Below are 18,750 nucleotides of genomic sequence, written 5' to 3'. Positions count from 1 at the left end.
CAGCATACAACGGCTGCGTCGGTGGAACGAAACTACCATGGGTTCCGCCGCCTCCTGTCCCGCCCCTGTCCCTGCCGGACCGGCGGCACGGGGCTACTCTGCGGTGCAGCCGGCCGTCCACGGCCGATTTCGAGGAGGACCGACAGGTGCCGCAGACCGCCGACGACATGGACGCCGTCGCGGTGCGTACCTGGTGCTCACTGGCCCTGGAGGCACTGGGCCGGGAGCGCGAGGCGATCGACGCGATCAACGTCTACCCCGTCGCCGACGGGGACACCGGTACGAACCTCTATCTCACCGTGGAGTCCGCGACCCAGGCCGTCGAAGCGGTCTTCGCCGCCCATGAGACCGGTACGACCGTGCCCGTCGCCGCCGACGCGATACGGGCCATGGCGCACGGAGCACTGATCGGTGCGCGCGGAAACTCCGGCACGATCCTGGCCCAGCTGTTGCGCGGGATGGCAGGGGCGCTGGCCGACGGGCACGACGCGGACCATCTGCGCCGGGCGCTCACCGGAGCCGCCGCAGCCGCCCGGCAGGCCGTCGCCCACCCCGTCGAGGGCACCGTGCTGACCGTGGCCACCGCAGCCGCCGAGGCCGCCGGACGCGCGGCGGACGACGCCGGAACCGCGGCGGTCGCACGGGCGGCGTACGAGGGAGCGCGGACGGCCCTGGAAGCGACGCCCGGACAGCTCGCCGTCCTCGGACGGGCGGGCGTCGTGGACGCCGGCGGACGGGGTCTGGTGACGGTGCTCGGGGCGCTCGTCGAAGCGGTCTCCGGGCGGGCTCCCGAGCGCACATACGTGGCTGTGCCCGCGACCGTGGTCCCTGTGCTGCAGGACTGCGCGGAGGGCGGACCGGCCTTCGAGGTCATCTACCTGCTGGAGGCCACGGACGACGCCGTGGACCGGCTGCGGACCCGGCTCGACGGGCTCGGCGACTCGCTCGTAGTGGTGGGCGGCGACGGGCTGTGGAACGTCCATGTGCATGTCGACGACGCGGGTGCGGCGGTGGAGGCCGGTGTCGAGGCGGGGCGGCCGCACCGCATCCGGATCACCCACTTTGGCGCGGACCGGGTACACCCCCCCACCGAACCCGTGCAGCGCGCGGTCGTCGTGGTGGTCCCCGGCGACGGGCTCCGCGGCCTGTGCAAGGAGGCCGGGGCGACGACGGTCCTGGCCCGCCCCGGGGAGCCGCCTGCCAGCGGCGAACTGGTCGACGCGATCCGCCGGGCGCACGCCCGCGAGGTGGTTCTGCTGCCCAACGACGCGGAGCTGCGCCACACCGCCGCTGCCGCCGCCGAACAGGCCCGCGCGGAGGGTGTCCGGGTCGCCCTGATCCCGACCCGGGCCGCCGTCCAGGGCATCGCGGCCCTCGCCGTCCACGAACCCGACCGCAGCTTCGACGAGGACGTGGTGGCGATGACCGCCGCGGCCGGTGCCACCCGCTACGCCGAACTGGCCGTCGCCGAGCGGCAGTCCTGGACCATGGCGGGTATCTGCCAGGCCGGCGACATCCTGGGCCTGATCGACGGCGATGTCGCGGTCATCGGCGAGGACGTACCGGAAACGGCCCGGAACGTGCTGGACCGCATGCTGGCGGCGGGCGGTGAACTGGTCACCCTGGTCCTTGGCGAGGACGTCCCCGACAGCCTGGCCGACGAGCTGGAGGAGCACGTACGGGAGGGCTATCTGGCGGTCGACACGGTGGTGTACCGGGGCGGCCTCCAGTGCGCTCCGCTGCTGATCGGGGTGGAGTAGGGCGGCGCGCGGCCGGCGCGGGTGTCCTCAAGCACCGGGCGGGCTTGATTTCTGCACCTGTGCATCGGACGCGCGGGTGGGAGACTGTCCTCAAGCCCCGGACGGGCTTGGATTCTTGGCCACGTACTTCCCATCTTGCGCCGTTCCTCGTCCCCGTACGCATCGAGGACGCTGCGGGCCCGTGCCCGGGCCGCGTCCGGGCGGTTCAGGTCCGCCTCCGGCCAGGCGGCCGTCAGATCGGAGGCCGTGCGCAGGCCGGGGAAGCCGGGCCCGGCCTCCGCGAAGCCGGCGACCGCCCGGTGCACGTACGCGAGCGCCTCTTCGAACCCAGGTGCCTCACCCGGCTCGCCCTCGCGGACATGGGATCAGCTCGCCGGTCCGGTGGAACGGCAGCCCGGCCGCTGCCCCGTCCGGCTCGGCGGCCCGGCGGGCGACGGAATCCGTGAGAGGTGATCGCGAGCCGGAAGCGTGGGAGCCGGTCCTGGGGGCGTGGCGACAATTCCGACCAGCGGATTCCGGTGTTCCACGTGGTGCCCGGCGGACATCTGTCAGTGGTGTGGTGTGCAATGGATCGCGTGTCTGCGTTCGATGAACCCCTCAAGAAGCTGCTCGGCGGAGCCACCGCGAAGGTGATGGCCGAACACCTCGACCTGCATACGGTCGGTGATCTGCTGCACCACTACCCCCGGCGGTACGAGGAGCGCGGTCGGCTCACGGCGCTGACCGACCTTCCGCTGGACGAGCATGTGACGGTGGTCGCCCAGGTCGCCGACGCACGCATCATGATGTTCAACAACGGCCGCGGCAAGCGCCTCGAAGTGACCCTCACCGACGGCAACGGCCGCCTCCAGCTGGTCTTCTTCGGCCATGGCGTCCACAAACCGCACAAGGAGCTGTTGCCGGGCCGGCGGGCGATGTTCGCGGGCAAGGTCTCCGTCTTCAACCGGAAGATGCAGCTGGCCCACCCCACGTACCAGCTGCTGGACGCCGAGTCCATCGACGGGGCCGAGGCCACGGAAGCGGTGGACGCATTCGCCGGGCGGCTGCTGCCGATCTACCCGGCCTGCAAGCAGCTGGACTCGTGGCGGATCGCCAAGGCCGTCGACGCCGTGCTGCCCAGCGCGCGGGAGGCCGTCGACCCGCTGCCGCCGAGTCTGCGCGAGGGCCGCGGGTTCACTCCACTCCCGGAAGCGCTGCTGAAGGTCCACCGCCCGCAGACCAAGGCGGACATCGCGCAGGCCAGGGACCGGCTGAAGTGGGACGAGGCCTTCGTCCTCCAGGTCGCGCTGGCCCGCCGCAGATACGCCGACACCCAGCTCCCGGCAGTGGCCCGCAGACCCAGGTCCGGCGGACTGCTCGACGCCTTCGACGCCAAGCTGCCCTTCACCCTCACCGAGGGACAGCGGAAGGTCTCCGAGGAGATCTTCGACGACCTGGCGACCGAGCACCCGATGCACCGGCTCCTCCAGGGCGAGGTCGGGTCCGGGAAGACCATGGTCGCGCTGCGCGCGATGCTCGGCGTCGTCGACGCTGGCGGGCAGGCCGCCATGCTCGCGCCCACCGAAGTGCTTGCTCAGCAGCACCACCGCTCCATCACCGAAATGATGGGCGAGCTGGCCGAGAACTGGGGACTGTGGCGCGAAGCGCCCCCTCAGGAGGGGCGGCGGTCGGACGACGGGCGGGCGCTCGGCGGCTCCGAGCAGGGGACGAAGGTGGTGCTGCTCACCGGCTCCATGGGCGTCGCGGCCCGCCGCCAGGCCCTGCTCGACCTCGTGACCGGCGAGGCCGGGATCGTGATCGGCACACATGCGCTGATCGAGGACAAGGTGCAGTTCCACGACCTGGGCCTGGTCGTCGTCGACGAACAGCACCGCTTCGGGGTGGAACAGCGCGACGCCTTGCGCTCCAAGGGAAAGCAGCCGCCGCATCTGCTGGTCATGACCGCGACCCCCATTCCCCGTACGGTCGCCATGACCGTCTTTGGCGACCTGGAGACGTCCGTACTGGACCAGCTGCCGGCCGGCCGCTCACCGATCGCCAGCCATGTCGTACCCGCCAAGGACAAGCCGCACTTCCTCAGCCGCGCCTGGGAACGGGTCCGCGAGGAAGTGGAGAACGGGCACCAGGCCTATGTGGTCTGCCCCCGCATCGGCGACGACGCCGAGGACGAGGCGGCGGGCAAGAAGAAGAAGGCGGCCGAGGACGACGGCGAGAAGCGCCCGCCCCTTGCCGTCCTGGAGATCGCCGAACAGCTCGCCAAGGGCCCGCTCACCGGTCTGCGCGTCGAGGTGCTGCACGGCAGGATGAACCCCGACGACAAGGACGACGTGATGCGCCGCTTCGCCGCGGGCCAGGTCGACGTCCTCGTCGCCACCACCGTCATCGAGGTCGGGGTCAACGTCCCCAATGCCACTGCCATGGTGATCATGGACGCCGACCGGTTCGGGGTCTCCCAGCTCCACCAACTGCGCGGCCGGGTCGGCCGCGGCTCCGCCCCTGGACTCTGTCTGCTGGTCAGCGAGGCCCACGAGGCCAGCCCCGCCCGCGCCCGGCTCTCCGCCGTCGCCGCCACCCTCGACGGCTTCGAGCTGTCCCGGATCGACCTCGAACAGCGCCGCGAGGGCGATGTCCTCGGCCAGGCGCAGTCCGGGGTCCGCTCCTCGCTGCGGATGCTCACCGTCATCGACGACGAGGAGGTCATCGCCGCCGCCCGCGAGGAGGCCGCCACGATCGTCGCCGCCGACCCGGAGCTGGAACACCTGCCCGAGCTGCGGATCGCGCTGGACGCGCTGCTCGACAAGGAGCGCGAACAGTACCTCGACAAGGGGTGACGGGTGCGCGGGCCCCATCCGCCACGACGCCATATCGTGGGTGGCACGGCGCCGCAGCATCCTGTGGGCCGCCCACGAACCGAGGACCAGACATCCATGACCCGCGTGATCGCCGGCTCGGCCGGCGGACGCCGCCTGGCCGTCCCGCCCGGCACCGGCACCCGCCCCACCTCCGACCGTGCACGTGAGGGCCTCTTCTCCACCTGGGAAGCCCTCCTGGGCAGCCTCCACGGCACTCGTATCGCGGATCTGTACGCGGGTTCCGGTGCCGTCGGCCTGGAGGCACTCTCCCGCGGCGCTGTCCACGCCCTGCTCGTCGAGGCCGACCCCAAGGCCGTCCGCACCGTCCGGGACAACGTCCGCACACTCGGCCTGCCCGGCGCCGAAGTCCGTACCGGCAAAGCCGAACAGATCGTGACGGGACCGGCGCCCGCGGAGCCGTACGACGTGGTGTTCCTGGACCCGCCGTACGCCGTGACCGACGACGATCTCGGCGAGATACTGCTCACACTCCGTGCCCAGGGGTGGCTCACAGTCGACGCCCTCGTCACCGTGGAACGCAGCACGAGAGGCGGAGAATTCAACTGGCCCAAGGGATTCGAGCCACTGCGGACCCGTCGCTACGGCGAGGGAACGCTTTGGTACGGTCGCGCCGCCTCTACGTGCGAAGACGCATGATGACCGGACCGGAGAGCGAGGGGACCAAGTTGCGCCGTGCCGTCTGTCCGGGGTCATTCGACCCCATCACCAATGGACACCTCGACATCATTGGCCGCGCCTCGAAGCTGTACGACGTCGTACATGTCGCGGTGATGATCAACCAGTCCAAGAAGGGCCTGTTCACGGTCGACGAGCGGATCGACCTGATCCGCCAGGTCACCGCGGACTTCGGCAACGTCGAGGTCGAGTCCTTCCACGGTCTCCTGGTCGACTTCTGCAAGCAGCGCGACATCCCGGCGATCGTGAAGGGCCTGCGGGCCGTCAGCGACTTCGACTACGAGCTGCAGATGGCCCAGATGAACAACGGCCTCTCCGGCGTCGAAACGCTCTTCGTGCCGACCAATCCCACCTACAGCTTCCTGTCGTCCTCCCTGGTCAAGGAGGTCGCCACCTGGGGCGGCGACGTCTCCCACCTGCTGCCCCCGGTGGTCCATGAAGCCCTCACCGAACGCCTCGCTCAGCGCTGAAGAGCTGACGAACCGTCACCAGGTGTCGGGCGGGCGCCGACTGGCCGTACAGTCGTCCCGTCCGTCTCCAAATCGGCTGTAGAGAGTGGCGAGCACACGGTGGACGTGCAGAAGAAGCTCGACGAGATCGTCGAGGCGGTCGGGAGCGCCCGGTCCATGCCCATGTCGGCTTCGTGCGTGGTCAACCGCGCCGAGCTGCTCGCGATGCTCGAAGAGGTGCGCGAGGCCCTGCCCGGCTCGCTCGCCCATGCCCAGGAGCTCATCGGCGGTCGGGAGCAGATGGTCGAGCAGGCCCGTCAGGAGGCCGAGCGGATCATCGAGACCGCCCACGCCCAGCGCGGCTCACTGGTCTCCGACACCGAGATCGCCCGGCAGTCCCAGACCGAGGCCGACCGCATTCTCGACGAGGCCCGCCGGGAGGCCGCCGAGGTCCGCGCCGAGGCGGACGAGTACGTCGACAGCAAGCTCGCCAACTTCGAGGTCGTCCTCACCAAGACCATCGGTTCCGTCGACCGCGGCCGCGAGAAGCTCCTCGGCCGTGGCCAGGCCTTCGACGAGCAGGGGTACGAGGACCCGGACTTCGCCGAGGCCCCGGAGCGCAGCACCGACCCGGCCACGCTCCAGCGCCGCGCCGACGAATACGTGGACACCAAGCTCGGCGCCTTCGAGGCCGTGCTCGCCACGACCCTGGAAGCGGTCGGCCGAGGCCGGCAGAAGCTGCACGGCCGGGTCGCCACCGACGAACTCGGCGCGCACGTGGCCGCCCAGGACGCGGCGGGCAACCAGGGGCACATGAGCGACGAGGACCACTGGGCCGGCCTCGCCGAGCTCGCCGCCCCGGAGCCGCAGCCGGTGCACCAGCAGGTCCAGCCGCACTTCCCCGCCCAGGCCCAGCCGAGCTACGCGGAGACGTACGCGTACCAGGAGCAGCCGCAGCAGGACGTCTACGGGTACCAGCAGCAGCCGGACCCGTACGCCGCCTATCAGCAGCAGGGCTACGACCAGAGCCAGGCCCAGATTCCGGTCCAGGGGTACGACGGCTGGCAGCAGCAGCCCATGCAGCCCCAGCAGGCGCTCCGGCCGCAGGGCGAGAGCGCCCTCGACGAGACCAGCCTGTTCGACACCAGCATGATCGATCTGGACCAGCTCCGCCGGTACGAACAGGAGCGCTGACCGGGCGGCAGAGAGCCGGGGCGGACCGGATTGGGAGCTGGGCGGCGCGTCCAGTATCCTGGCTGTTCGGTCGCGCGTATGTCCGCGATCCCGGCTGCCCGTTTCGAATCCGAATCCGGTCGGCCCTCCCCACAATGCGCGATGCACATGATTTCGAAAGCAGGAAAAGCTCTGAACGGCCACCTCGACCACCGAAACCCCCTCGTGTTCGACACGCACGAGCTGGGTCGGCGTCCCGGTGCCCTCCAGCGGCTGACCCGCTCGGTGGACGCACCCGGTTCACCAGCCCTCGGCATCGACGGGGTCATCGGTGTGCCGGAAGGCGCACCCGTGGAGCTGGACCTCCGCCTCGAATCGGTCATGGAAGGGGTGCTTGTCACAGGCACCGCCCGTGCGTCGGTCGAGGGGGAGTGCGTAAGGTGTCTGGAGCCGCTGCGCCAAGAGGTTGTGGCGGACTTCCAGGAGATGTTCTCGTACCCTGACGCCGATGACCGGGGCCGCAGCAAAGCGGAGCCGGCCGACGACGCCGAGGACGACGAGGACAGGTTCTTCATCGAGGACGGCCTGTTCGACCTCGAACCAGTGCTGCGCGATGCGGTGGTGCTCGCACTGCCGATGCAGCCGGTGTGCCGGGAGTCCTGTGCCGGTCTGTGTTCCGAATGCGGAATCAGGCTGGACGAGAACCCCGGTCACCACCACGATGCCGTCGACATCCGTTGGGCGGCATTGCAAGGACTCGCCGACACCGTTCAGGACGGCGAGAAGGACAACATGGGCGGCGCCGAAGCGGGCGTCGACGAGAAGCAGGAGAAGTAGCCGTGGCTGTTCCGAAGCGGAAGATGTCGCGCAGCAACACGCGCCACCGCCGGTCGCAGTGGAAGGCTGCGGTCCCCACCCTGGTTTCGTGTGAGCGTTGCCAGGAGCCGAAGCTGCAGCACATCGCGTGCCCCAGCTGCGGCACGTACAACAAGCGCCAGGTCCTCGAGGTCTGAGCGGCTGGTGAGAGGCCCGATGTCTGAGTTGTCCAACGCCAAGAAGCAGGCAGACAACGTCAACACAGCCTCGTCCCACACGCTTCTGGAAGGGCGGCTCGGGTATCACCTCGAGTCCGCCCTTCTGGTGCGTGCGCTGACCCATCGTTCGTACGCATACGAGAACGGCGGTCTGCCCACCAACGAGCGACTCGAATTCCTCGGGGATTCGGTACTCGGCCTGGTGGTCACGGACACGCTGTACCGCACCCACCCCGACCTGCCCGAAGGCCAGCTGGCCAAGTTGCGGGCCGCGGTGGTCAACTCGCGTGCACTTGCGGAGGTGGGCCGCGGCCTCGAACTCGGCTCCTTCATCCGGCTCGGCCGCGGTGAAGAGGGCACGGGCGGCAGGGACAAGGCATCCATCCTCGCCGACACCCTTGAAGCGGTGATCGGCGCGGTCTACCTCGACCAGGGTCTCAGCGCGGCCTCGGAGCTGGTCCACCGGCTCTTCGACCCGTTGATCGACAGGTCCTCGAACCTCGGCGCCGGCCTGGACTGGAAGACCAGCCTCCAGGAACTCACCGCGAGCGAGAGCCTCGGCGTCCCCGAGTACCTCGTCACGGAGACCGGTCCGGACCACGAGAAGACCTTTACTGCTGCTGCTCGCGTCGGTGGTGTCTCGTACGGCACCGGCACCGGCCGTAGCAAGAAGGAAGCGGAGCAGCAGGCGGCGGAGTCCGCCTGGCGCGAGATCAGCGCCGCCGCGGAGGCGCGGGAGGCTGCGGCGAAGGCCGCTGCCGACGGAGGGGCCGCCGACACCCCTGCCAACCCGTCGCCGTCCACGGACGTCGCTCCGGCCTGACCCGAGAACCCCTCGGTGCCCTGCGCACCGAGGGGTTTTTCCTGCCCGGATATCCTTTTCATCTCTCCAGTTCACTTCTTCAGGAGCGACACCGTGCCCGAGCTGCCCGAGGTCGAAGTCGTACGACGCGGTCTTGAGCGCTGGGTCACCGGCCGCACGGTCGGCAATGTCGAAGTGCTGCATCCGCGTGCGGTCCGCCGCCATCTCGCGGGCGGTGTGGACTTCGCGGCCCGGCTCGGCGGCGCCCGCTTCGGAACGGCCATGCGCCGCGGCAAGTACCTCTGGGTGCCGCTGAACGACGCGTCCAGCTCACTGCTGGGCCACCTCGGCATGAGCGGCCAGCTGCTCGTACAGCCGCAGAACACGCCCGACGAGAAGCATCTGCGCATCAGGATCCGCTTCGACGACTCGCTCGGCACCGAGCTGCGCTTCGTCGACCAGCGGACCTTCGGCGGGCTCTCTCTCCACGAATGCGCCGCCGACAGCACGGACGGGCTGCCCGACACCATCGCGCACATCGCCCGCGACCCCCTGGACCCGGCGTTCGACGACGACGCCTTCCACACCGCGCTGCGCCTGCGCCGTACAACGGTCAAGCGCGCCCTGCTCGACCAGTCGCTGATCAGCGGCGTCGGCAACATCTACGCGGACGAGGCGCTCTGGCGCACGAAGCTGCACTACGACCGGCCCACCGCGACCCTCACCCGGCCCAGGTCGGCCGAGCTGCTCGGCCACGTCCGTGAGGTGATGAACGCGGCGCTCGACCAGGGCGGCACCAGCTTCGACAGCCTCTACGTCAATGTGAACGGCGAGTCCGGATACTTCGACCGCTCGCTCGACGCGTACGGGCGAGAGGGCGAGCCCTGCCACCGCTGCGGTACGCCGATGCGCCGCCGCCCATGGATGAACCGCTCCAGCTACTTCTGCCCGCGCTGTCAGCGACCGCCGCGCACGGCTTCCTAGACGTCGGCCTCCGGGCTCGGGTGGGCCTCGTCGTAACGGTCACGGGCCTGGAGCACCTCGGGCATCCGGCCCTCGACGAGCTCGATCAGTCCGAGCAGCCGCTCGGCGACCTGCCGGCCCAGAGACGTCAGCTCGTAGTCGACGCGCGGCGGATTGGTGGGCTGGGCCTCGCGGTGGACCAGACCGTCCCGCTCCAGGGCGTGGAGCGTCTGCGAGAGCATCTTCTCGCTCACCCCGTCGACCCGGCGACGGAGTTCGTTGAAACGGAAGCTGCCCTCGTACAGCGCTCCCAGCGTCAGACTGCCCCAGCGCCCGGTGACATGCTCCAGGGTGCCGCGTGAGGGGCACTGCCTGGAGAACACATCAAAAGCGAGCGCGTCCAGACGGGTGTTCTCGTCCATGCCGACCAGCGTACGCCGCACAGCGCTTACCAATGGGGTGCGCTTTCTGCTGGAGAGCGTGCCGGGAGTGCTCAGAAACCGAAGTCCTGGGTCCACCAGGGGCCGCCCGCACCGAAGTGCACGCCGACGCCGAGCGTTTTGTAATCGCAGTTGAGAATGTTTGCCCGATGGCCGTCGCTGCTCATCCAGGAGTCCATCACGGCCTGCGCGTCGGCTTGACCGCGGGCGATGTTCGCACCGCCGAGCCCCTGCACACCGGCCTTCGCGGCGCGGTCCCAGGGGGTCCGGCCATCGGGGTCGGTGTGGTCGAAGAAGTCGCGGGCAGCCATGTCGTCGCTGAAGTCCTGGGCCAGCGAGGCCAGTGAGGCGCTGGCCGTCACGGGGCTGCAGCCGACCTTCGCGCGCTCTTGGTTGACCAGGGTGAGCACAGCGGCCTGCGCGGAGCCGGCGGCGGCCGGTGTCGGTTATTCGGAGGGCTTCGCCCGCCCGGTCGGTCCGGACGTCTTCGACGGGGAGGCGGACGACGGGGACCCGGTGGGGGACTCCGCCTTCGTCGGGCCATCGGCGCGCCCGACGCCGCGGCCGGCCGCGGTGGCGCGGTCGGCAGGGGCGGTGGTGGAGGCGCCGTGGGTCAGCAGATCCGGGGCCCCTTTGGTACGCACCTGGTCGGCAGCCGTGCCGCCGCCGATCGTGTAGGTGTCGCCGCCGGGCAGCAGACCGGACGCGACCGCCACGGCCCCCACGGCAAGGGCCGCGGACGCGCCGATCAGTCCCGTACGAACAGGTATCCCGGACCGCTTCCTGCGGCGCGCACCCCGGTGCCGGCCCGCGTCCCCCGCCGCGTGGTACTCAGCGGCAGGAGCTGCGGCGGAGCGTCGATGGCGTCCCATCTGCTGAGCCCTTCTGGGGGTCTGGACGCCGCTCTCGACGTCAACATGATTCACCCGATGGGGTGAAGCTATTGCGACGGGACTGTAGCCCATGCCCTATCGGCGGGAAGTGTTCCAAGAGCGATTGGCCGGTTAGCGTTCGGGCATGAACGAAGATGTACGACTCACCGCCTGGGTACGCGGCCGAGTACAGCAAGTAGGGTTCCGCTGGTTCACCAGGGCAAACGCTCTGGAGATCGGTGGCCTCACCGGGTTCGCCCTGAATCTCGACGACGGCAGGGTGCAGGTCGTCGCCGAGGGCCAACGTGAGAATTGCCACCGTCTACTGGAATGGCTGCGCTCGGACGACACACCCGGGCACGTTGACGGAGTCACTGAGATCTGGGACACCCCGCGCGGCGGATACGAGGGCTTCGCGATCCGCTGATCCGGGCTCGATGTGGGGCCGTCACGGGGGGCTGTGTTCGGACCGTGTTCGACGGGCGGCGCGGGGTGACGGAGCGGGCGCTCATCTGCGTACACATGAAATGACCTGCGGAATGACCGGGTGGTTGCCAAGATTCGGTTGGCGTGCCAGGCTGCGGCACTAAGGATGATCTCCACGCCCCCGAGGGTCCCGCAGGAGAGTCGCGCCGCATGATCGTCAAGCCGCGCGCCCCCGGGCCGCCCATCTCTACAGGGCGTGATCGTGTTGACCGTCAAACTTTTTGGTGAGACGCTGAAATCCCCGCGCACCTTAGCTGTTTGGCAGAGCTGTTTGGCAGCAGAACAGCAGTGAATACAGAGCACTGCCGAGCACCGCGGGTGCGATTCCCTCACGACCCACACCGCATCGGTCGGTCACTCAGTGTGGAGGACCATCCATCATGGCAAAGGCGCTTCTCGGTTACGTCGGCGGTTCCGACCCGCGACTCCTCGCCGAGATGCGACGGCTCCAGCAACGCGTCCAGGACCTCGAATCCGAGCTCGTACGGATTCAGGACGAGAATGACGCGCTCAATGCCGCCGCCCAGCACCAAGAGTCGCTGCTCGACAGCATCGACATCGACGTACCTCAGGCGGAGCCGGCGCTGACCTGACCGATGGCCCCCAGGGCCGGTCAGGCTGTCCGCGCCAGCCGTCCGAGAACATCACCCGGATCGTCGCCGGATCATTGAAGATCACTGCTCTTGATCTGTCACCACCGTGACATGTCCTTGATCCGTCATCCGCTGCACCGGTAACACCGCACAAGATTTACAAGGGGCGCTTCGGCGTCCCTTCTTTCTTTTCCGCTCGGACCTGTGCGGGACCCGCCCCGGACGTACACCCCTTCCCTTACCGTCTGATGTGCCCTGCACCTTCATCAGCGAAACCGAGAGTGAAAGGTAGAGTCCGGCGGCGTGCACCTCAAGGCCCTGACCCTGCGTGGTTTCAAATCGTTCGCCTCCACCACGACGCTGCGGTTCGAACCCGGTATCACGTGCGTCGTCGGTCCCAATGGTTCGGGCAAGTCCAATGTGGTGGATGCGCTCTCCTGGGTCATGGGGGAGCAGGGTGCCAAATCCCTGCGCGGCGGCAAGATGGAAGACGTGATCTTCGCCGGCACCACCGGGCGGCCGCCGCTCGGACGGGCGGAAGTATCGCTGACCATCGACAATTCCGATGGCGCACTGCCCATCGAGTACGCCGAAGTGACGATCACTCGGATCATGTTCCGCAACGGCGGCAGCGAATACCAGATCAATGGCGACACCTGTCGGCTCCTGGACATCCAGGAACTCCTCTCGGACTCCGGTATCGGCCGCGAGATGCATGTCATCGTCGGCCAGGGCCAGCTGGACTCCGTACTCCATGCCGATCCGATGGGGCGGCGCGCATTCATCGAGGAAGCCGCGGGCGTGCTCAAGCACCGCAAGCGGAAAGAGAAGGCGCTGCGGAAACTGGACGCGATGGGGGCCAATCTGGCCCGCGTCCAGGACCTGACCGACGAGCTGCGACGGCAGCTGAAACCACTGGGCCGGCAGGCGGCCGTGGCGCGCAGGGCCGCCGTCATCCAGGCCGACCTGCGCGACGCCAGGCTGCGGCTGCTCGCCGACGACCTGGTGCGGCTGCACACCGCGCTGCGAAGCGAGATCGCCGACGAAGCGGCACTCAAGCAGCGCAGGGAGGCCGCGGAGGCGGAGCTCAAGTCCGCCGTGGCGCGCGAGGCGGAGCTGGAGGACGAGGTACGGCGGCTGGCGCCGCGGCTCCAGCGGGCCCAGCAGACCTGGTACGAGCTGTCGCAGCTGGCCGAGCGTGTGCGCGGCACGATCTCGCTGGCCGATGCCCGGGTGAAGAGCGCCGGCGCCGCCCCCGAGGAGGAGCGGCGCGGCACGGGATTCAGGGACCCTGAAAGCATGGAGCGCGAGGCCGCCCGGATCCGTGAGCAGGAGGCGGAGCTGGAGGCCGCGCTGGAGGCGGCGGAACACGCGCTGGAGGACACCGCCGCCCACCGGGCCGAACTGGAAAGGGAGTTGGCGGTCGAGGAGCGCAGGCTCAAGGATGCCGCCCGCGCCATCGCGGACCGCCGCGAAGGGCTCGCCCGGCTGAACGGGCAGGTCAACGCGGCCCGCAGTCGGGCCGGTTCGGCACAGGCGGAGATCGACCGGCTGGCCGCCTCGCGCGACGAGGCGCAGGAGCGGGCGGTCGCCGCGCAGGAGGAGTACGAACAGCTCAAGGCCGAGGTCGAGGGCCTGGACGCGGGCGACGCGGAGCTGGGTGAGCGGCACGAGGCCGCCAGGCGGGAACTCACGGAGGCGGAGGCGGCGCTCTCCGCGGCCCGGGAGGCCGCGACCGCCGCCGAACGGAAGCGGGCGGCGGTCGCGGCCCGCCATGAGGCACTTGCCCTCGGTCTGCGACGCAAGGACGGCACCGGTGTCCTGCTCGGTGCGCGGGACCGCCTGTCGGGCCTGCTCGGCCCGGCCGCGGAACTCCTGACGGTGGCGCCGGGGCACGAGGTTGCGGTGGCGGCGGCACTGGGCGCGGCGGCGGACGCGGTCGCGGTGACGGACCCGGCCGCGGCGGCGGACGCGATCCGGCTGCTGCGCAAGCAGGACGCGGGGCGGGCGGCGCTGCTGTTGGGTGGGGCGCGGGGTGGGGTGCCTGATCAGGGGAGTGCTGGTGGTGCTGGTGCATCTGGTGTCGATGTGGCCGGAGCGCCCGCCGGAGCTCCGCCCGCAGTGGCCGACCTCGTCCGCGGGCCCGTCGAACTGGTGGGCGCGGTAAGGAGGTTGGTGCGGGACATGGTGGTCGTCGGCACCCTGGAGGATGCCGAGGATCTCGTCGCCGTACACCCGGAACTGACGGCCGTGACCGCCGAGGGGGACATCCTCTCGGCCCACTTCGCGCACGGCGGTTCCGCCGGGGCGCCGAGCCTTCTCGAAGTGCAGGCATCGGTCGACGAGGCCGCTGCCCAGTTGGAGGAACTGGCCGTGCGGTGCGCGGAGTTGACCGAGTCCCAGCGGCTCGCGGGGGAGCGGCGCAGCGCGAGCGCCGGGCTGGTCGAGGAGTTGGGGGAGCGGCGTCGGGACGCCGAGCGGGAGAAGTCCGGGGTGGCTCAGCAGCTCGGGCGGCTCGCCGGGCAGGCCCGTGGCGCCGCGGGCGAGGCCGAGCGGATGACCGCGTCCGCCACCCGTGCCCAGGAGGCGCTGGAGCGGGCGACGGAGGAGGCCGAGGAGCTGGCCGAACGGCTGCTCGTCGCCGAGGAGATGCCGGTCGAGGAGGAGCCGGACACCTCCGTACGCGACCGGCTCGCCGCCGACGGTGCCAACGCCCGCCAGACCGAGATGGAGGCCCGCCTCCAGGTGCGTACCCATGAGGAGAGGGTCAAGGGACTCGCGGGCCGCGCGGACTCCCTCGACCGGGGCGCCCGAGCCGAACGCGAGGCCCGTGCCCGCGCCGAGCAGCGCCGTGTCCGACTGCGGCACGAGGCGGCGGTGGCCTCCGCCGTCGCGTCCGGCGCCCGTCAGTTGCTGGCCCATGTCGAGGTGTCCGTCGTACGGGCCGAGGAGGAGCGGGTCGCGGCCGAGGCGGCGAAGGCGGAGCGGGAGCGGGAGCTGGTGGCCGAGCGAAACCAGGGCCGCGAGCTCAAGAGCGAGCTGGACAAGCTCACCGACTCCGTCCACCGCGGCGAGGTGCTCGGTGCCGAGAAGCGGCTACGGATGGAGCAGCTGGAGGCGAAGGCGCTGGAGGAGCTGGGCGTCGAGCCGGCCGGGCTGGCCGCCGAGTACGGCCCCGACCAGCTCGTACCACCGTCACCGGCCACCGAGGGCGAGGAGCTGCCGGAGGACCCGGAGCACCCGCGCAACCAGCCGAAGCCGTTCGTCAGGGCCGAGCAGGAGAAGCGGCTGAAGTCGGCCGAACGGGCGTATCAGCAACTCGGGAAGGTGAATCCGCTTGCCCTTGAGGAGTTCTCGGCGCTGGAGGAGCGGCACAAGTTCCTCTCCGAGCAGCTCGAAGACCTGAAGAAGACCCGGGCCGATCTGATACAGGTCATCAAGGAGGTCGACGAGCGGGTCGAGCAGGTGTTCACCGAGGCGTACCGGGACACGGCCCGTGAGTTCGAGGGCGTCTTCTCGCGGCTCTTCCCGGGCGGCGAGGGGCGGCTCATCCTGACCGACCCGGACAACATGCTCGCGACCGGCGTGGACGTCGAGGCCCGACCGCCCGGCAAGAAGGTCAAGCGACTCTCGCTGCTGTCCGGCGGGGAACGCTCGCTCACGGCGGTGGCGCTGCTGGTCTCGATCTTCAAGGCCAGGCCGAGTCCGTTCTATGTGATGGACGAGGTCGAGGCGGCGCTCGACGACACCAATCTGCAGCGACTGATCCGGATCATGGAGGAGCTCCAGGAGAGCTCTCAGCTGATCGTGATCACGCACCAGAAGCGGACGATGGAGGTCGCCGACGCGCTGTACGGCGTCTCGATGCAGGGCGACGGCGTCTCCAAGGTCATCAGCCAGCGGCTGCGCTGAACCTTACTCAATCTTCAATGCTTCAACGCACCTTTTTGGGTGTTGCTGAATAAATGTGCACCAATGCAGCAATCTTGCAATCTTGACTTCGAAACTTGAACGTATAGTCTCCGCAAATTCGTTTTTATGTTCAAGTGGTGGCAGTCGTGAAGTTATGCGCCACTTGGAAGAGCTCGCTCCCCCCACAAGAGCTCGCCCCCACACCTGACGACGCGGCCAGGCATCAGGAGTACAAGTGACCAGCACATCGCAGGGACCGGCGTCCGGAGCCCGGGAGGCCCATCCGGACCACCTCGGCCATGTCATCTTCATCACGGCAGCCGCTGCGATGGGTGGTTTTCTGTTCGGCTACGACAGCTCCGTCATCAACGGCGCCGTCGAGGCGATCCGCAGCCGGTACGACATCGGCTCGGGAACGCTCGCCCAGGTCATCGCCGTCGCCCTGATCGGCTGTGCGATCGGCGCGGCCACGGCGGGGCGCATCGCCGACCGCATCGGCCGAATCCGCTGCATGCAGATCGCTTCCGTGCTCTTCACCATCAGCGCCGTCGGTTCCGCGCTCCCGTTCGCGCTCTGGGACCTGGCGATGTGGCGCATCATCGGCGGCTTCGCCATCGGTATGGCCTCGGTGATCGGCCCGGCGTACATCGCCGAGGTCTCGCCGCCCGCCTACCGCGGCCGGCTCGGCTCCTTCCAGCAGGCGGCGATCGTCATCGGCATCGCCATCTCCCAGCTGGTCAACTACGGCATTCTGCAGCTCGCCGACGGCGATCAGCGCGGCGAGATCGGCGGCATCGAGGCCTGGCAGTGGATGCTCGGTGTGATGGTGGTCCCCGCCGCCCTGTACGGACTCCTGTCGTTCGCGATCCCCGAGTCGCCGCGGTTCCTGATCTCGGTCGGCAAGAAGGACCGGGCCCGGCAGATCCTCGAGGAGGTCGAGGGCAAGAACGTCGACCTCGACGCCCGGGTGGCCGAGATCGAGACCGCCATGCACCGTGAGCACAAGTCCAGGTTCAAGGACCTGCTGGGCGGCCGCTTCGGATTCCTGCCGATCGTCTGGGTCGGCATCGGCCTGTCGGTCTTTCAGCAACTCGTCGGCATCAACGTGGCGTTCTACTACTCGGCGACGCTCTGGCAGTCCGTCGGCATCGACCCCTCGGCCTCGTTCCTCTACTCGTTCACCACGTCGATCATCAACATCGTCGGCACCGTGATCGCGATGGTGCTGGTGGACCGGGTGGGCCGCAAGCCGCTCGCGCTGGTCGGCTCCACCGGTATGGCCATCGCCCTCGCCTTCGAGGCCTGGGCCTTCTCCGCCCACCTGGTCGACGGCAAACTGCCCCACACCCAGGGCATCGTGGCGCTCGTCGCGGCCCATGTGTTCGTGCTGTTCTTCGCCCTGTCGTGGGGTGTCGTGGTGTGGGTCTTCCTCGGCGAGATGTTCCCGAACAAGATCCGCGCTGCCGCGCTCGGCGTCGCCGCGTCCGCGCAGTGGATCGCCAACTGGGCGATCACCGCGAGTTTCCCGAGTCTGTCCGACTGGAACCTGTCGGGCACCTACATCATCTACGCGTGCTTCGCCACGCTCTCGATCCCCTTCGTGCTCAAGTTCGTGAAGGAGACCAAGGGCAAGGCGTTGGAGGAGATGGGCTGATCCCCGCTGCCCCTCTCCTCGACCACGCAATGCCCCGGCCCGCACCCGCGTGCCGGGGCAGTTCCGGTGGCCCGGGTCAGCGCGCGACCGCCTCGCAGAACAGCCGCAGACTGTGCCACCCCTCCTCGACCGGCATCCCCCCGCACAGCGGATGCAGCACCAGGCTGTCCAGTTCCCCGGCCGCCCCGGCGCACTCGTCCGGCGTGATGACCCGGTAGACCCCCTCGTCCCGCAGCTCCGCCACCGTCGTCGCCGCCGAACGCACGGCCGAGCGGATGTCCTTGGACTGCCAGGAGGCGTACGTACGCGCCTCGTGCAGGAAGTGCTCGCCGTACTCCGCCCAGGTCCGGTCCGGGTCCTCGGACACATGCAGCAGCGGCGTCTCGGTGGACGGCATCATGCAGAAGCCGTCCGTCCCGAATTCCGCACGCTGCTCTTGGTAGTACGCCTCCAGCTCCGGCAGATGCGCGCTCGGGAAGAACGGCAGCCCGAACCGGGCCGCCCGCCGCGCCGCCGCCCGCGAGCTGCCGCCCACCAGCAGCAGCGGATGCGGCTGGGTGTACGGGCGTGGCGTGATCCGGACCGTACGGCCCCGGTACGGGAACGGTTCCCCGGTCCACGCCTGCAACAACGTCTCCAGGAGCTCGTCCTGGAGCCGGCCACGCCTGCCCCATTCGACACCCGCCTGTTCGTACTCCTCGGGCCGGTAGCCGATCCCCGCCACCGTGACCAGCCTGCCCGCGCTCAGCAGGTCCAGGACCGCGATGTCCTCGGCCAGCCGCAGCGGGTCGTGCAGGGGGCCGATGATCGCCGAGACGGTGAGCGCGATCCGGCGGGTGGCGCCGAAGACCGAACCCGCGAAGACGAAGGGGGAGGGCAGCCAGGAGTTGGCGGCGCCGTGGTGCTCCTCGGTCTGTACGGTGTCGACGCCGTGCTCGTCGGCGTACGCGGCCATTTCCAGCGCGGCGCGGTACCGGGCCGAGAGCGACTCGGGGGTGGCATCGGGATCGACGAGATTGAACCGGACCACTGTGAAGGCCATGACACTTGTCCCCTGCGTCGGG

Annotated in this window: 15 protein-coding genes and 1 pseudogene; 13 read left to right on the top strand and 3 right to left on the bottom strand. The window is 69.6% G+C overall.

The annotated features are described in order from the left end of the window. The first annotated feature begins 146 nt into the window (after positions 1–146). The 9 genes from OG953_RS12870 to mutM all read left to right on the top strand — a co-directional run bounded on the left by OG953_RS12870 (position 147) and on the right by mutM (position 9,750). Entirely contained in the window at positions 147–1,760 is a 1,614-nt protein-coding gene (locus OG953_RS12870; RefSeq protein ID WP_405684265.1) for a DAK2 domain-containing protein, read from the top strand. Positions 1,761–2,326: 566 nt separating this feature from the next. Further along, positions 2,327–4,591, top strand: coding sequence for an ATP-dependent DNA helicase RecG (recG, locus tag OG953_RS12865; RefSeq protein ID WP_405684264.1), 2,265 nt, complete (start codon positions 2,327–2,329; stop codon positions 4,589–4,591). 96 nt (positions 4,592–4,687) lie between these two features. Beyond that, a complete protein-coding gene (rsmD, locus tag OG953_RS12860) occupies positions 4,688–5,269 on the top strand; it encodes a 16S rRNA (guanine(966)-N(2))-methyltransferase RsmD (protein ID WP_405684263.1) in 582 nt (193 codons plus the stop codon). 29 nt (positions 5,270–5,298) lie between these two features. Beyond that, the gene (gene coaD / locus OG953_RS12855; RefSeq protein ID WP_189279123.1) at positions 5,299–5,778 is read left to right on the top strand and encodes a pantetheine-phosphate adenylyltransferase; all 480 of its coding nucleotides are present in this window, start codon (positions 5,299–5,301) and stop codon (positions 5,776–5,778) included. Between the two features lie 99 nt (positions 5,779–5,877). After that, positions 5,878–6,951 carry a cell division initiation protein gene (locus OG953_RS12850; protein WP_405684262.1) on the top strand — a complete coding sequence of 358 codons (1,074 nt, stop codon included), beginning with the start codon at positions 5,878–5,880 and terminating at the stop codon, positions 6,949–6,951. A gap of 147 nt (positions 6,952–7,098) precedes the next feature. Further along, entirely contained in the window at positions 7,099–7,767 is a 669-nt protein-coding gene (locus OG953_RS12845) for a YceD family protein (RefSeq protein ID WP_405684260.1), read from the top strand. 2 nt (positions 7,768–7,769) lie between these two features. Beyond that, complete coding sequence (gene rpmF, locus OG953_RS12840) at positions 7,770–7,943, top strand: 50S ribosomal protein L32 (RefSeq protein WP_003965982.1); 174 nt, start codon at positions 7,770–7,772, stop codon at positions 7,941–7,943. A 19-nt stretch (positions 7,944–7,962) separates the two neighbouring features. Beyond that, positions 7,963–8,787: a ribonuclease III gene (gene rnc, locus OG953_RS12835; RefSeq protein ID WP_329836320.1), complete on the top strand. Its 825-nt coding sequence runs from the start codon at positions 7,963–7,965 to the stop codon at positions 8,785–8,787. A 93-nt stretch (positions 8,788–8,880) separates the two neighbouring features. Beyond that, positions 8,881–9,750: a bifunctional DNA-formamidopyrimidine glycosylase/DNA-(apurinic or apyrimidinic site) lyase gene (gene mutM, locus OG953_RS12830; protein ID WP_405684259.1), complete on the top strand. Its 870-nt coding sequence runs from the start codon at positions 8,881–8,883 to the stop codon at positions 9,748–9,750. On the opposite strand, the gene OG953_RS12825 is transcribed toward mutM, so the two are convergent. Together OG953_RS12825 and OG953_RS12820 are read right to left on the bottom strand one after the other, a co-directional pair. Continuing rightward, the gene (locus tag OG953_RS12825; RefSeq protein ID WP_405684258.1) at positions 9,747–10,151 is read right to left on the bottom strand and encodes a winged helix-turn-helix transcriptional regulator; all 405 of its coding nucleotides are present in this window, start codon (positions 10,149–10,151) and stop codon (positions 9,747–9,749) included. The genes mutM and OG953_RS12825 overlap by 4 nt on opposite strands. A gap of 71 nt (positions 10,152–10,222) precedes the next feature. After that, positions 10,223–11,041 (bottom strand): annotated as a pseudogene (locus tag OG953_RS12820) (CAP domain-containing protein). Between the two features lie 145 nt (positions 11,042–11,186). On the opposite strand from OG953_RS12820, the gene OG953_RS12815 reads away from it, so the two are divergent. From OG953_RS12815 to OG953_RS12800, 4 genes are all read left to right on the top strand, one after another. Next, positions 11,187–11,468: an acylphosphatase gene (locus OG953_RS12815; RefSeq protein ID WP_405684257.1), complete on the top strand. Its 282-nt coding sequence runs from the start codon at positions 11,187–11,189 to the stop codon at positions 11,466–11,468. Between the two features lie 439 nt (positions 11,469–11,907). Continuing rightward, positions 11,908–12,120 carry a hypothetical protein gene (locus OG953_RS12810; RefSeq protein WP_018551753.1) on the top strand — a complete coding sequence of 71 codons (213 nt, stop codon included), beginning with the start codon at positions 11,908–11,910 and terminating at the stop codon, positions 12,118–12,120. Positions 12,121–12,423: 303 nt separating this feature from the next. Further along, a complete protein-coding gene (smc, locus tag OG953_RS12805; RefSeq protein WP_405684255.1) occupies positions 12,424–16,032 on the top strand; it encodes a chromosome segregation protein SMC in 3,609 nt (1,202 codons plus the stop codon). Between the two features lie 235 nt (positions 16,033–16,267). Next, on the top strand, positions 16,268–17,686 hold the full coding sequence (locus OG953_RS12800) for a sugar porter family MFS transporter (RefSeq protein WP_405684254.1): 1,419 nt from the start codon (positions 16,268–16,270) through the stop codon (positions 17,684–17,686). A 76-nt stretch (positions 17,687–17,762) separates the two neighbouring features. Here OG953_RS12800 and OG953_RS12795 read toward each other — a convergent pair whose 3' ends face one another. Further along, complete coding sequence (locus OG953_RS12795; protein WP_405684252.1) at positions 17,763–18,728, bottom strand: LLM class flavin-dependent oxidoreductase; 966 nt, start codon at positions 18,726–18,728, stop codon at positions 17,763–17,765. Positions 18,729–18,750: the final 22 nt, after the last annotated feature.

Origin of the sequence: Streptomyces sp. NBC_00057, assembly GCF_045041165.1 — a bacterium.
Lineage (GTDB): Bacteria > Actinomycetota > Actinomycetes > Streptomycetales > Streptomycetaceae > Streptomyces.
Note: the sequence above shows the minus strand (reverse complement) of the source record. Positions and strands in the feature narration are given on the sequence as shown.